The organism is Pseudarthrobacter sp. TE9888, from assembly GCF_056279345.1.
In genome coordinates, this window is the sequence record NZ_JBWBRD010000002.1 from 2003302 (window position 1) to 2016510 (window position 13209).

Annotated in this window: 12 protein-coding genes and 1 pseudogene; 7 read left to right on the plus strand and 6 right to left on the minus strand. The window is 66.3% G+C overall.

Going from position 1 to position 13209, the window contains the following annotated elements:
• Nucleotides 1–44 precede the first annotated feature (44 nt).
• The gene (locus ACZ9J7_RS10060; protein WP_476209076.1) at nucleotides 45–980 is read right to left on the minus strand and encodes an oxygenase MpaB family protein; all 936 of its coding nucleotides are present in this window, start codon (nucleotides 978–980) and stop codon (nucleotides 45–47) included.
• A 602-nt stretch (nucleotides 981–1582) separates the two neighbouring features.
• On the opposite strand from ACZ9J7_RS10060, the pseudogene ACZ9J7_RS10065 reads away from it, so the two are divergent.
• A pseudogene (locus ACZ9J7_RS10065) lies at nucleotides 1583–1936 on the plus strand (M23 family metallopeptidase); the annotation flags it as partial.
• 74 nt (nucleotides 1937–2010) lie between these two features.
• Here the strand turns inward: ACZ9J7_RS10065 and ACZ9J7_RS10070 are convergent.
• On the minus strand, nucleotides 2011–2649 hold the full coding sequence (locus ACZ9J7_RS10070; RefSeq protein WP_476211915.1) for a hypothetical protein: 639 nt from the start codon (nucleotides 2647–2649) through the stop codon (nucleotides 2011–2013).
• Between the two features lie 234 nt (nucleotides 2650–2883).
• Between ACZ9J7_RS10070 and ACZ9J7_RS10075 the strand changes: the two genes are divergently transcribed.
• Both ACZ9J7_RS10075 and ACZ9J7_RS10080 read left to right on the plus strand, forming a co-directional pair.
• Complete coding sequence (locus ACZ9J7_RS10075) at nucleotides 2884–3396, plus strand: glutathione peroxidase (RefSeq protein ID WP_476209077.1); 513 nt, start codon at nucleotides 2884–2886, stop codon at nucleotides 3394–3396.
• 160 nt (nucleotides 3397–3556) lie between these two features.
• Entirely contained in the window at nucleotides 3557–4486 is a 930-nt protein-coding gene (locus ACZ9J7_RS10080; protein WP_476209079.1) for a phosphodiesterase, read from the plus strand.
• 54 nt (nucleotides 4487–4540) lie between these two features.
• On the opposite strand, the gene ACZ9J7_RS10085 is transcribed toward ACZ9J7_RS10080, so the two are convergent.
• Both ACZ9J7_RS10085 and ACZ9J7_RS10090 read right to left on the minus strand, forming a co-directional pair.
• Nucleotides 4541–6178 carry a stealth family protein gene (locus ACZ9J7_RS10085; RefSeq protein ID WP_476209080.1) on the minus strand — a complete coding sequence of 546 codons (1638 nt, stop codon included), beginning with the start codon at nucleotides 6176–6178 and terminating at the stop codon, nucleotides 4541–4543.
• 76 nt (nucleotides 6179–6254) lie between these two features.
• A complete protein-coding gene (locus ACZ9J7_RS10090) occupies nucleotides 6255–7184 on the minus strand; it encodes a hypothetical protein (RefSeq protein WP_476209082.1) in 930 nt (309 codons plus the stop codon).
• Between the two features lie 144 nt (nucleotides 7185–7328).
• Between ACZ9J7_RS10090 and ACZ9J7_RS10095 the strand changes: the two genes are divergently transcribed.
• Nucleotides 7329–7628 carry a type II toxin-antitoxin system VapB family antitoxin gene (locus ACZ9J7_RS10095; protein ID WP_026266165.1) on the plus strand — a complete coding sequence of 100 codons (300 nt, stop codon included), beginning with the start codon at nucleotides 7329–7331 and terminating at the stop codon, nucleotides 7626–7628.
• Nucleotides 7621–8295 (plus strand): LytR C-terminal domain-containing protein, encoded by a 675-nt coding sequence (locus ACZ9J7_RS10100; RefSeq protein WP_476209084.1) that lies wholly within the window; start codon nucleotides 7621–7623, stop codon nucleotides 8293–8295. Before ACZ9J7_RS10095 ends, ACZ9J7_RS10100 begins: the two co-directional genes overlap by 8 nt.
• A gap of 16 nt (nucleotides 8296–8311) precedes the next feature.
• Here ACZ9J7_RS10100 and ACZ9J7_RS10105 read toward each other — a convergent pair whose 3' ends face one another.
• Both ACZ9J7_RS10105 and ACZ9J7_RS10110 read right to left on the minus strand, forming a co-directional pair.
• Nucleotides 8312–8962 carry a TetR/AcrR family transcriptional regulator gene (locus ACZ9J7_RS10105; protein WP_476209086.1) on the minus strand — a complete coding sequence of 217 codons (651 nt, stop codon included), beginning with the start codon at nucleotides 8960–8962 and terminating at the stop codon, nucleotides 8312–8314.
• 35 nt (nucleotides 8963–8997) lie between these two features.
• The gene (locus ACZ9J7_RS10110) at nucleotides 8998–9696 is read right to left on the minus strand and encodes a DsbA family oxidoreductase (RefSeq protein ID WP_476209087.1); all 699 of its coding nucleotides are present in this window, start codon (nucleotides 9694–9696) and stop codon (nucleotides 8998–9000) included.
• Between the two features lie 210 nt (nucleotides 9697–9906).
• On the opposite strand from ACZ9J7_RS10110, the gene ACZ9J7_RS10115 reads away from it, so the two are divergent.
• Nucleotides 9907–10968 carry a glycosyltransferase family 4 protein gene (locus tag ACZ9J7_RS10115; protein ID WP_476209089.1) on the plus strand — a complete coding sequence of 354 codons (1062 nt, stop codon included), beginning with the start codon at nucleotides 9907–9909 and terminating at the stop codon, nucleotides 10966–10968.
• Nucleotides 10969–11027: 59 nt separating this feature from the next.
• The gene (locus ACZ9J7_RS10120) at nucleotides 11028–13208 is read left to right on the plus strand and encodes an amylo-alpha-1,6-glucosidase (protein WP_476209090.1); all 2181 of its coding nucleotides are present in this window, start codon (nucleotides 11028–11030) and stop codon (nucleotides 13206–13208) included.
• The last annotated feature ends 1 nt before the right edge of the window (nucleotide 13209 follow it).

Here is a 13209-nt window from a genome sequence, read left to right on the forward strand (position 1 = left end):
GGGTTCTTGCTATATGCGGAGCCTACAGGCCCCGAAACTGGGGATCAGGCCGCGTCTGCCAACGGTTCCCCAAGCCGCCTTAGGCGCTTCCTCGCTGCCGTTTCGCTGGGACCCATCCGCCTCAGCGGGCCGCCAAGGGCAAAATGGACGACGACGAGCACCGCCTTGGTTGCCAGCCGGACCGGCAGTGGAAACGGGCCAAGGCGTGGAACGGAAAGTCCCAGCATGTGCCGGTACCGGGGTTCCAGGCTGTACACGGCACCAGCAAACAGGATCCGGTATCCAGGCTTCAGCAGGGGATGCAGCGGCGCATTGCGGATGAACTCCACAGTTTCCTTGACCCGCGCGTCCGTACGCAGTTCGCCCCCTTCGTACCACCGTTCCAGCTGGCCGTGAAGCTGTGCTTCCGTCAGCGGCGGGTCTTCCACTCCCATCAGCATCCCGGCCTGGGCCCATTCCCGGACGTACGCGTCGGTGCCGCCAGGGATGGGCTTGCCCCAGATCTTGTGGGCTGCGAGGAAGCCATCGGTGAAGGCCAGATGGATCCAGTTGGCCAGTCCGGGATCGTTGGCACTGTAGGGGCGTACCCCGCCGTCGTTGTCCTGGTAGGTGCCTTGAACGGGCTCATGCAGGTGGCGGACACGCCGGGTTGCCTCCTCCGCGGCCGCCGTGGACCCATAGGTCACCGTGAAGATCCAGCGGATGGTGTTGGCCAGCCGCCGCAGGGGATCATCGCGGAAGTTGGAGTGCTCGTGGACCCCCGCCAGCGCGCCCGGATGCAGCGACTGCATCAGCAGCGTGCGGATACCACCCACAATGGGCGTCATGGAGCCGTGCACCGCCCAAACCGCGGAGCCGGGCAGGTGGTAGCCGGGGTCGTCCCCTTCGGCCAGCTTCAGCGTCCAGTCCGGCGGGGCGTCGGCCCTGCCGGAGAACGTCTTCTTGATCTCGTCCTGCCAGGTACGAAGGACATTGCGCATGAGACATTGTTGCCCATTTCCGCCGGCACGGCCGCTCCGGTGGGGAAGCGCGGCCTCCCACCCCCTAACGGCCCACAAAAAACCCGCATACTCCAGCTTTGGGGTTTCCACCCCTGCGGTCCTGTGGTCCCATGGGACATACCGTCGAGACAACGCGCGGCAGGACACGTCCTGGAGTCAGTGAATTGGGCAAGAATTCAGTGCCCGGCAACCGGAAGCCGGCCCAGCACACCCTTCCCCCTGTCGCCCGTGCCGTCGCCGCCGCCGGTGTCCTGGCGGCATCTGTTTATGCCGTGAACCTGTCCGCAGGCTCCGCTGAGCCGCCGCAGTTTGCCCGGTCGGTTTCCGAAACAGGGGCCACCCCCGGCGCTGCTGCCATGGACGGAATTTCCAGAACGGTCAACGGCCTGGAACCGGATAGCGGACCAGCTTCGTCCGCGGCAGGCCACCTGGGTGCCGCGCCCCCTCCGCCCACCATACTTTCCAGTCCCCAGGCCACGTTGGCCTTCCCGCACACCGCGATCGGCGGCGCGGACCCTGGCACAGCGGCAGCCCTGACTGTTGGCCCTGCCGGCGCGGGCAGGCCCTTGGCTGGATTCCTGATGGCACCCCTGCAGCTCCTGAGTCCGAGTTCGCCGTTCGGTTTCCGGGTGAGTCCGATCAGTGGGTCGGCGGGGGACTTCCACCTGGGGCAGGATTACGCAGCGCCGTGCGGGACGCCGGTTTATGCAGCTGATTCCGGTGTTGTGCGGGCAGCCGGCTGGCACCCCTGGGGAGGTGGAAACCGGATAGAGATTGACCACGGCGACGGGCTCATCACTACCTATAACCACCTGGAATCGATCGGTGTGCACACCGGTGACCAGGTGCGGGTGGGGCAGGTCATCGCCCGTGTGGGCACCACCGGATGGTCCACGGGCTGCCACCTGCACTTTGAAGCCGTCCTGAACGGCCGCTACACGAACCCCCTGAGGTGGACCTTCCTCCAGCTGCGGGCGATAAGCCAGTCCTTCCCGGCTGACATGGTTTCCTATGCGCCGGGCACAGGGTTGTCCGGCGGCCGGATCAGCTGGACCATTCCCCTGCAGATCGATCCGGGTGACGGACTCCCTGCGGCCGGCCTGCAGGCTTCGCCCTTCCCGCCGCTCCCGGTCCCGGGGCCGGCGCCCTCACCGTCCCAACCGACGGGCATTGTGCTGCCGCCACCCGACGTGCAATTGACGACGACGACCCCGCCAAGTGCTGCACGGTCGGACAGTGCCGCGCCGCCGCCGTCGGACCCGGCAAGCCCATCGCCGTCGCCTGCTGCGTCGACGGATCCTGCACCGACTGATCCTGTAGGCCCAACGCCGTCCCCCACGGAACCGGCTCTGACTGATCCTGTAAGCCCGTCGCCGTCGCCCACGTCACCGACGGAACCTGTGACGCCCTCGCCGTCGCCCACGTCACCGACAGAACCTGCACCGACGGAACCTGCGCCTACTGACCCGGCAAGCCCGTCGCCCACGTCACCGACGGAACCTGCACCGACGGAACCTGCGCCTACTGACCCGGCAAGCCTGTCGCCGTCGCCGACCGAACCCGCGCCTACTCCCACGCCCGTCGAGCCCGAACCCGCCCCCGTGGAGGCGGCACCTGTCGACCCGGCCCCTGCTCCCGTGCCCGTCACTGCTGAGCCCGTTCCTGCGCCAGTGCCCGTTGAACCCGTGCCGGCGCCTGTTGACCCCGTGCCCGTCCCGGCACCCATCACTGCCACGCCGGAACCCGACCCCACTGTTCCACCCGCGGAACCCGCCCCTTCGCCAACTCCCGCCGTGACCGAGCCATCCCCAACGGCACCCCCGCCCTAGGAAATTTTTTGCGCCGGACCCGTACGGCCCGCCGCCGGCACCGAATACCCTGCATGAGCAATTTCCTGCTGTCGCGCCGCCCGCGACCCCTCTATCCGATCCCGCTGATCCTGAACGACGGCACCAGGACACATTTCGGCCAGTTCAAAGGGAAGGTGGTTTTGGTGGTCAACGTGGCCTCAAACTGCGGCTTCACGCGACAGTACGCCGCACTGGAGGCGCTCTACGGGAAGTTCCATGACCGCGGGTTCGAGGTCCTGGGCGTCCCGTGCAACCAGTTCGCTGGGCAGGAACCTGGAAGCGACAGCGACATCGCGGACTTCTGCGAACGGAACTTCGGCGTCACATTCACCCTGACAGCCAAGGCCGACGTCCGCGGCCGGAACCAGCACCTGCTCTATTCCGAACTCACCAGGTTCAAGACAGGGCTGCTGCCGGGGCTGGTGAAGTGGAATTTCGAGAAGTTCCTGGTCAACCGCGAGGGGGACGTGGTGGCCCGGTTCGCCCCCACCGTGGAACCTGACTCGGAAGAGGTGACAGACGCCATCGAACAGACGCTGGGATAAACGGGCAGTGGGCCGAATCCGGCCTGCAAAAGCACAGTTCTTTTAACTTTTTCCACATCAGCCACGGCGATTTACCCCATGTTTGCCAAATGTCTGATTGGATAAATATTACTGAAGGGTACAAGGGAAGAACGGCTTCCCACCAACCATAGAGGTAGCAATGGAGCACATCGAGGCCGAACACCCCCGGCCACGCCACTTCCTACTCCACCTGAGCGATCCCCACCTGTTGGGAGGTCCGGAACCCCTCTACGGAATCGTCGACAGCGAAGCCAGGCTTGCCCAGCTGTTCGACGAAGTCAAAGCGTCAGGGGCCCGGCCTGAGGCCGTTATCTTCACCGGTGACCTCGCCGACAAGGGTGACGCCCAGGCTTACGTAAAGCTGCGGGCCATCGTCGAGCCGGCCTGCAAGGAACTCGGAGCCCAGGTCATCTGGGCCATGGGAAACCATGACGACCGCGCCAACTTCCGCCGGGGCCTGCTGGACCAGCCCGGCAGTGACGAGCCCGTGGACCATAGTTACTTCATCAATGGCCTTCGTGTCATTACCCTGGACACCACTGTGCCCGGGTTCCACCACGGCGAACTGAGCCCGGCGCAGCTGGAGTGGCTGGCCCGCCAGCTGGAAACCCCTGCACCGGACGGCACCATCCTTGCGATGCACCACCCCCCGGTTCCGTCGGTGCTGGACCTTTCGGTACTCGTGGAACTGCGCGACCAGGCTTCGCTGGCAGCGGTGGTGCGCAATTCGGACGTCCGCACCATCCTGGCCGGCCACCTGCACTACTCCACCACGGCGAGCTTTGCGGGCGTGCCCGTCTCGGTCGCTTCGGCTTCCTGCTACACCCAGGACCTGAACGTACCCGTGGGTGGAACACGTGGCCAGGACGGGGGCCAGGCCTTCAACCTGGTGCACGTGTACGAACACACCATCGTGCACTCCGTGGTGCCCATGGGCAGTGCGCCCACCGTGGGCGAATATGTCTCCCCGGAAGAGACGGCCCGGCGGCTGCAGGCTGCCGGCGTCCGGATTCCGGAGACCACCAAACAGCGCGGCAGCACCAAGCTCGGCGCACCCAGCCGGAGCTAGGATCGTTGCTCCGGCCGGCCCGGCTGCCGGACCGGCCCGGGCAACGCGTGCGGACTACTTTTCCCAGGGTGCCTTGATGGGGAAGTACCGTTCCAGGAAGTCCGTCACCACTTCGGCCCGCTCATCGGCGCTGACCTCAGGAAAACTGCCGTCGTTAAGGCAGAAGAAATCCATGTTCCGCTTGGCCAGCAGCTTGGGCAGGTACTTCAGGCCCGAGCGCATCGTGGTGTCCACGTAACGCACCTTGGCCGCCGTCTGCGTGACGGCCCGGCCCGTCAGCAGGGCGTAGTAATGGTAGAAAGAGTTGGTCACGGAGATGTTGTCCGCTGCCCGGAAGCGGCTGGCAGCGGTCTTCCGGAACTCTTCCGGGAACTCCTCTTCCATCTGGTCCACGACGCTCCGCCGCAGCGGCGCGGCGGTGTGCTCCAGGTGGCGGGTGGTGATCCGGCCAAACCGGTTCCAGAGGAGCTTGCGGTTCACCCGGGCCGCGTTTTCGAACCCGCTGCGTTCGGCGTCGTTTTCGCCCAGGCCGATCCTGGTTTCAGCCTCGATGAACTTGGTGATGCCCCCGGGGGTGAAGAACATGTCCGGGCCCACCGGCCGGCCGAAGAACATGTCGTCGTTGGAGTAGAGGAAGTGTTCGGACAACCCCTCGATGTTGTGCAGCTGGCACTCCACGGCCTGCGAGTTGTGGGTTGGCAGCACCGAGGGATCTGAGAAGAACTCCTCGCTGCGGACGATCGTGACGGACGGGTGGTCCGCCAGCCACGCAGGCGCGGGGGAGTCAGTGGCGATGAAGATGCGCCGAATCCACGGCGCAAACATGTACACGGACCGCAGCGCGTACTTGAGTTCGTTGATCTGCCGGAACCGGGCCTCGTGGTCGTCGCCTTCGCCCAGGACATGTCCCTTTTGCTGGGCGCGGCGGGCCGCGATGTATTCGGGGGAGCTGCCGTCCACCCAGGAGAACACGATGTCGACATCGAAGCTGATATCGCTGGCGTGATCGGCGAACATGTTCTCGATGGTGGGCCAGGTGTGGCCATACCGTTCCACGGTGCCGCGGACCGCATCCTGGCGCAACAGCGTCCGGCGGGTCAGCGAGTTCTCGATGGGGAGGATCAGCTGCTCGCCTTCAAAGGCCCACAACTCGATCTGGACACCGGCGGAGGCGCCAAACTCAAAGCCGCCCACGGGTTCCACCCGCGGCCGGTAGAGGCGGAAGATGCGTCCCTGCCGGTTGGGCGAGAGCTCGCCGTCCGCCACCAGGACGGAAGTCTTCTTCTTGGCGTCCACGGTCATGGAATAGAAGGGTTCGTCCCGGCAGGCATCCACCAGGGCGGCCCGGAGTTTCTTCCGGTCCTTCCAGTCCAGGGCCACCACCGGCCGGTCGTTGTTGCCGCGGACAAGGAGGTACGAAAGGCCGGCGTTGGCCAGGACGTTGCGCAGGAACAGCAGGTCTTCCACCATGGCCTGGTAGGGGGTCCGGGTGTCGTTGATCAGGGCGTGGCGGCCCTTGTGCCGGATGACGTCGGGGCGGTGCTTGAGGCGTTGCTCAGCCGCTGCCGATGTGATTTCGGCGTGAAATTGTTCTTCCACGGACGGTTGGGCGCCGTAGTAAACCTCGTCCTGGACCGGTGCTTCTGTAATGGTTGTCTCCGTGCTGGTGGTAGTGGGCATTCTTACCTGCATGATAGTCCTGCCCGGGTAACGGAAGGTTTCGTGGCACAGCGGCGGCGGGTGAGTCGACTGTCCGCCCGGCAGCGGCTCAGGCGCCCAGCGCGTCCCGCCACGCGTGCAGGAAGGCTCCGCCGGCGTCGTCGTGGATCACTGTGTCCTCCAGCCCCAGGTCCGCTGCCGTCAGCACCGGATACGGCTTGCTGGGAATACCGTCCGCCGGGCGCACATCGACGTGCTTCACCGGATGGTCGTTGTGGTGCAGCCAGTCCGCCATGGCGTAATCGGTGCGGGAATCGCCCACCGTCCGCCACGCCTGGGGCGTGATGCCCTGCGCTGCCAGGAGCTCCACCGCGCGGCTGGCGCCCAGGTCCTTCCCCAGCCGCACCGACTCAATGTCGGTGGAAATGATGGTGGGATCCACCCGGTAGTCCACCTCGTCGTCGGAATTTGGTGCATGGTGGTCCAGCCGGACCACACCCAGCCCGTGCCGTGCCATAAGTTCCATGGCCTCCGCATCGAACAGTTTCTGCTCGGCCAGGTAGTCGGCGCTGGGCACGTTGATGTGCTGCTCCACGGACACCATGGCGCGCTTGGTTTCGTCAAAGAACATATGGGCGGCGTAGTCCTCCGCCACCAGCCGGCGGATGTCGTCGCCGTAGGCTGCCGGCACGGCAAGCTCCCGGTCCACGTGGATGGGGCCCGGGCCGGCCGAGGTGCAGCTGAACCAGACCGCGCCCTTTTCGCAGACGGCGTGGATGACAGTTCCCGCCGGGATGCCCGCCGCGATCATGGGTTCCATGACCTGTTCGCGGATAAAGGCGTCGGAACGTCCGGTATTGAAGATGACCGGGATGCCCGCAGCGGCGAGGGCCACCAGGTCAAGGATGATGCCGGGCTTGACGTCACGTGTCACCGGACTGGCCACCGGCCCGTCCACGTCCAGCAGGAGGGCCAGAGGCGGCTCCGCCGGCTGGCTGGTTCCGGGCGCGGACACGGCAGGGGACTCGGAGACTGTCATGGATCCATTCTGTCAGCAGGACCGGCGCCGCTCCGCGCCCACCGGCGGCACGCCCGTGGATCGGATGGTCACTGTTTGGCTACAACCTGCCGCGCGCCAGCCCTGCCACTTTCGCTGGGGCACGGCGGTGCCTACTGTTGCATGGTGATATTCAAAGCTGTGGGCGAGGGCCGCCCTTACCCCGACCATGGTTACAGCACCCCCAAGCAGTGGGCGTCGCTGCCGCCGCGGCCGGTCCGGCTGGATGAACTGGTGACCACCAAGCGCACCCTGGACCTGGAAGCGCTGCTGGCGGAAGACTCAACATTTTTCGGCGACCTGTTCCCGCACGTCGTGCAGTACAAAGGGACCCTTTACCTGGAGGACGGCCTCCACCGGGCGGTGCGGACCGCCCTGCACCAGCGCACCGCGATCCATGCCCGGGTCCTGGTGCTCGATGGCTAGCAAACGGCCAAAGGACCCCAGTGTCCTGCACGGCCACCACGTTGTTACCGGCCCTGAACTGCGCGCCGCCATGGAGGCGGCCAGGGACGCCGACGAAACCGCCCGGGTACGGCGCCGTGTGCTGCACGGGGTGGTGCTGGTCATGCTGATCGGCCTGATCGCCGCCGGCATCATCGTTGCCACGGCCATCATCAATGGCCGGCTGAAGCTGCCCTCCGCGGAGCCCGCTCCTGCCCCGGTGTCATCCTGCCCGGCTTCGATGTACGACTACGTGCCGCCGGACAAGGTCAACCTCAACGTCTACAACTCCACCAGCCGGCCAGGCATTGCCCGGTCCGTGGCGGACGAATTCCTTGCACGCAAGTTCATCGTGGGGAACGTGTCGAACATCAACGCCGGCTACCGGGGCGTGGCCGCCGTGGTGTCGGGTGCCGCAGGGCAGGCATCGGCGTTCACGGTGCAACGCCATGTGCCCGGCTCGGACTACTTCCAGGACGGAAGGACCGATGCCAGCGTGGACGTGATCCTGGCACAGGACTACAAGGCGCTCGCCCCGGCAGACCTGGTGGACCAGACGCCCGGCAAGCTCAGCTGCCCGAGGGAAAACCGGCGCACCGCGGACACGGACAAGCTGCCCGTCATTCCTGCCGCCGCTCCGACGCCCTGACCGGGGCCAGCCGGGTTCAGCCGGCCACCGCCGGAAGCTTGGCCACCTTCACCGGCTGCCCGTCGTCGTCGAACCGTGCACCGGCACCCAGCTGGATGAACCGGACGGTCCGGGCAACCCGCGCCTCCAGCTCAGCCGGCTCGTCGCTGCCCCGCGCCGCGCTGGACGACAACGTGCCCAGGATCAGCTGGGATTGCTGGCCCACGTCCGCCACCGGCAGGTACCCCTGCTCCATGCCGTCGCGCAGGATGCCCTGCAGCAGGACGCTGAGCTCGCCCACATGGTCGGAGAGCTTGGCAAAGGACGACGGCGACAGCACCGCCCCCATGGCGGGGCCCGGCGGGAGGTGGCGTCGGCTGAGGTCGACCACCTGGGCGCGGACGTACAGGGCCAACCGTTCCACCGGGTTACCAATCCGGTTCAGCGATTCGCGCAGTTCGGTGAGGAACTTCTCGGTCTCGTCCAGGGCATAGGAGATCAGGAGTTCTTCGATATCGGCGTAGTAGTTATAGACAGCGGTGCGGCCCACGCCTGCGTGCCGCGCCACGTCCGTCATGGTCAGCCCCGGAAGGCCATGGGTGAAGAGAAGCTCGCCAAAAGCGGTGAGGATACGTCGCTGGGTGTCCGCGCGCTGTTCGGCGTTGCTCGCCGCTGAAATCCTGGGCATACAGACACTTTACCGCCATGTGTCAGTAAAAGGAGCTAAATGGCGCACCCGTCGGGTCCGCAGGCTTCGGCGTCGGAGGAATTGACGAGGACCAGGGGGTTGGCGTCCTGCCAGGCCTGGGTGAGGGCAGCCGTGAACGTCTTAGTGGGCTGGGCGCCGGACAACCCGAATTTGCGGTCGATCACGAAGAACGGGACCCCGCTGATGCCCAGGCCCCGGGCCTCCTGGAAGTCGAACCGGACCTCGTCCGAGTACTTGTCCGTGGTGAAAAGTTCCTCCACCTCGCCTGCCGGCAGGCCGAGATCGTTGCCCAGCGACGTCAGGTACTCCCGGCTCCCGATGTCCTTGCCGTGCTCGAAGTGGTCGCTGAGGAGGCGCTCCTTGGCCGCGTCCTGGCTGCCATGGGGTGCCGCCAGGTGGATCAGGCGGTGGGCGGTGAAGCTGTTGGCCACCACCACCTGGTCGAACCGGTAGTCAAGGCCCTCACCCTTCGCCTGCTGGGCCACATGCTCGAACATCTGCGACACCTGCCGGAAGGGCATGCCCTTCCGGCTGCTGAGGTACTCCAGCTCGGTGCCGTCATAGTGCTCCGGCAGGGTGGGATCAAGCTGGTAGCTGCGCCACACCACGTCCACAGAGTCGCGGTGGGGGAACGCCGCCAGCGCAGCCTCAAACCGGCGCTTGCCGATAAAACACCACGGGCAGGCAACATCTGACCAGATCTCAATCTTCATGATCTGCACAACCTGCAGCCCCTGGCCGCCATTCCGGGGACCGCTATGAGATGCCCCACACAGCGGGTCTTGTGGCCGGACCCATAAAGCGGAATAGTCGGAGCAGAGGTCAAGCAGTGGGCCCTTCGAAGCTCAAAACACCGACGGAAATCGGTGGAAGAGCGCCCGGCCAGCTGGGGAGCCCGGCCTGTCAAACCTGGGAGGCCAGGAATGCGGATTGGACTTGTCACCGGGCCGTGGATTCCGGTCCCGCCGGCAACATACGGTGGAACCGAACGCGTGGTGGACACGCTGGCCAGGGGCTTCGCCGCAGCCGGCCACGAGGTGCTGCTGGCCGCACCCGCGGACAGCACCTGCCCCGTCCAGCTCGTCCCCGGAATGCGGCCCACCGATTACGGCGGCCTTGGAACCACCCTCTCCGAGCTCAGCCACGTGGCCAGGGCCTACGAGGGGCTCCAGGACGTGGACATCATCCACGACCACACCCTTGCCGGCCCCCTGTACCTGCACCGGCCGGCCGGTGTGCCGGTGGCCACCACCATTCACGGTCCCATCCACGCCCAGGCGGCGGACATCTACCGGGCTGTGGCCCGGAAAGGTGCCGTCATTGCCATTTCCAGGGACCAGGCCTCACACGCCCCCGACGTCCCGGTGACCCGCGTGATCCACCACGGCATGGACCTGTCGGCAGTGCCGGTGGGGTCCGGGGCCGGCGGCTACCTGTGCTTCGTGGGCCGGTCCTCGCCGGACAAGGGGCTGCTGGAGGCGATAGCCATCGCGCGGGAGGCCGGACTGCACCTGAAGATCGCGGTCAAGATGCGGGATCCGGAGGAGGTGCACTACTTCCGGGACGTCGTGGAACCCATGCTCGGTCCGAACGAGGACTTCGTGGGCGAAGTGGACGACGCCGCGAAATACCGGCTGATGGGGGAGGCGTTGGCCTTCCTGAACCCCATCCAGTGGTCCGAGCCGTTTGGGCTGGTGATGATCGAGGCCCTGGCCACCGGCACCCCGGTCATCGGCACCCGGATCGGATCAGCCCCGGAGATCGTCAAGCACGGGCGCACGGGGTTCCTGGGAAAGACCGCTGAACTGGCCGGCCTGGTTCCGGCAGCAGCGGGCCTGGACAGGGCCGAATGCCGCCGGGCGGTGGTGGACGGGTTCAGTGCCGACCGGATGGTCGCCGAGCACCTGGAACTCTACAGTGACCTCATTGAAGGGAGGACGCCCCCGGGGGTTCCGCACGGTACCCGGTTGCACCAGAATCGATAGGGGCAGAAATGCTTCCCCGATCCCCCGGGGCAGCTTCCGCGACAGAAGGAGTCTTTTCCATGACCGCCTGGAACGAAGACATAGAGGCAGCCGGCTCAGAGTCGGGGTCGGTCACCGTACTGGAGGGCTCCTCGTTCTGCATCTCCTCCGCCACCGGGGACATCAACCCCGAGGCAGGCACGAACGGAGTCTTCTACCAGGACACGCGGATCGTTTCCCGCTGGGCGCTGAGGATCAACGGATCGCCGCGCGAACCACTGTCCGCGCAGCGGCCGCAGCCGTTCGAAGCCACCTTCGTGGGCCGGGCAAAGTGGCCCGGCGGCAGGTTCGACAGCCCCCTGGTGGTCCGCCAGGTCCGGCACATCGGTCCGGGCCTGCAGGACGACATATCGCTGGAAAACTTTGCCTCCGAACCGGTCGAATGCGAGATCGAACTGCTGGTCGACGCGGACCAGGCAGACCTGTTCGACGTCAAAGGCGGACGCACCACGGGATCAGATGACACCACCAGGACAGTGTCCGAAGGCCGGCTGATTATCGAAGCGGAGCGCCATGGCCAGCAGCGGGGCTCCGCCATCGGGGCCCGGGGCGCGGAAGTCACCACCGAAGGCCTGCGTTTCCGTGTCACCGTTCCGGCCCGGGGCAAATGGGCCGCCAGCGTGATCGTGGTGCCGCTGGTGAACGGCGAGGCACCCGAGAAGCCCTTCAAGGAGGGGCAACTGCCGCACCACCGGGAAGGTGTACAGCGGCACCTGGCCTGGGAGGAAGGCGTTCCCCGGATCAGCATCCAGGACGCCAGCCTCCAGGACCTGCTGAACCGGAGCCAGAGCGACCTGGGCGCCCTGCGGATCTTCGACGCCCACCACCCCGAACGGGCAGCCGTGGCCGCGGGCGCACCATGGTTCATGGCCCTGTTCGGGCGGGACTCGCTGCTGACCTCCTACATGAGCATGATGGTCAACCCCAACCTGGCGCTGGGAACGCTGCAGACCCTGGCCGGAATCCAGGGAAAGAAGGTGGACCCGGACTCGGAGGAGGAACCGGGCCGGATCCCGCACGAGGTACGGCTGGGCGTGACGGCGGGGCTTTCCCTGGGCGGAAGCGCCTACTACGGCACGGCGGACGCCACACCGCTCTTCGTTGCAGTCCTGGGCGAGCTGAGCCGCTGGGGACTTTCCCGGGAGAAGATCCAGCCGCTCCTGGCGCACGCCGACCGTGCCCTGGAATGGATCGAAAAGTACGGCGACCGGGACGGCGACGGGTTTGTCGAATACCTCCGCGCCAATGATCATGGCCTGGTCAACCAGGGCTGGAAGGACTCCTGGGACGGGATCAATTTCGCCGACGGTACCATCGCCGAAGCCCCGATCGCCCTGTGCGAGGTCCAGGCCTACGTCTATTCGGCCTACCTGGGCAGGTCCCTGCTGGCGCACTGGAGCGGTGACACAGCCCTGGAGATGCACTGGGCGGACAAGGCCGCGGCATTCAAGGAGGAATTCAACAAGAAGTTCTGGCTGCCGGACAAAGGGTACTTCGCCGTGGCGCTGGACAAGGACAAGCGGCCTGTCGACGCCCTGACCTCCAACATCGGCCACTGCCTGTGGACCGGCATCGTGGATGAGGACAAAGCCGCATCCGTGATGGAACACCTGATGTCGCCGCAGATGTTCACAGGATGGGGCATCCGCACGCTGGCTTCCGACATGGGAGCCTACAACCCGGTGAGCTACCACAACGGCTCCGTCTGGCCGCACGATACGGCGCTGGTGGCCACCGGCCTAATGCGCTACGGATTCGTGGACGAAGCCAAGCGGGTGGCCCTGGGAATCTTCGACGCTGCCGCCCACTTCAACGGCCGGCTCCCGGAACTGTTCTGCGGTTTTGACCGGGGCGAGTTCGCCAGCCCGGTGCCCTACCCCACGGCCTGCTCGCCGCAGGCGTGGGCTGCCGCGGCACCGGTCCAGCTGGCACGGATCCTCCTGCGGTTCGATCCCGTCTTCACCCGCGGAGTGGTGCACCTGGCCCCGATCCTGCCCGAAGTCGTGGGGACATTCCGGGCAGAGAACGTGCTGCTGGACACCAGCCGCGTCACCATCACCGCCACGGGCACCAAGGGCAGCATCGAGGGCCTGCCGCCCGGACTCAGGTTCCTGGCGGAGCCCCGGCCGCCGCTGGCCTACCCGCCCAATGGATTTGCCGGCAGCCCTGGACGCCAGGGGATGGCCCAACCCAAAACGTAAG

Excerpts from the sequence above, each read along its gene's own strand:
- ACZ9J7_RS10120 (WP_476209090.1), top strand. The coding sequence starts at position 11,028 with ATGACCGCCTGGAACGAAGACATAGAGGCAGCCGGCTCAGAGTCGGGG.
- ACZ9J7_RS10075 (WP_476209077.1), top strand. The coding sequence starts at position 2,884 with ATGAGCAATTTCCTGCTGTCGCGCCGCCCGCGACCCCTCTATCCGATC.
- ACZ9J7_RS10100 (WP_476209084.1), top strand. The coding sequence starts at position 7,621 with ATGGCTAGCAAACGGCCAAAGGACCCCAGTGTCCTGCACGGCCACCAC.
- ACZ9J7_RS10115 (WP_476209089.1), top strand. The coding sequence starts at position 9,907 with ATGCGGATTGGACTTGTCACCGGGCCGTGGATTCCGGTCCCGCCGGCA.
- ACZ9J7_RS10090 (WP_476209082.1), bottom strand. The coding sequence starts at position 7,184 with ATGACAGTCTCCGAGTCCCCTGCCGTGTCCGCGCCCGGAACCAGCCAG.
- ACZ9J7_RS10060 (WP_476209076.1), bottom strand. The coding sequence starts at position 980 with ATGCGCAATGTCCTTCGTACCTGGCAGGACGAGATCAAGAAGACGTTC.
- ACZ9J7_RS10105 (WP_476209086.1), bottom strand. The coding sequence starts at position 8,962 with ATGCCCAGGATTTCAGCGGCGAGCAACGCCGAACAGCGCGCGGACACC.
- ACZ9J7_RS10080 (WP_476209079.1), top strand. The coding sequence starts at position 3,557 with ATGGAGCACATCGAGGCCGAACACCCCCGGCCACGCCACTTCCTACTC.
- ACZ9J7_RS10110 (WP_476209087.1), bottom strand. The coding sequence starts at position 9,696 with ATGAAGATTGAGATCTGGTCAGATGTTGCCTGCCCGTGGTGTTTTATC.
- ACZ9J7_RS10085 (WP_476209080.1), bottom strand. The coding sequence starts at position 6,178 with ATGCAGGTAAGAATGCCCACTACCACCAGCACGGAGACAACCATTACA.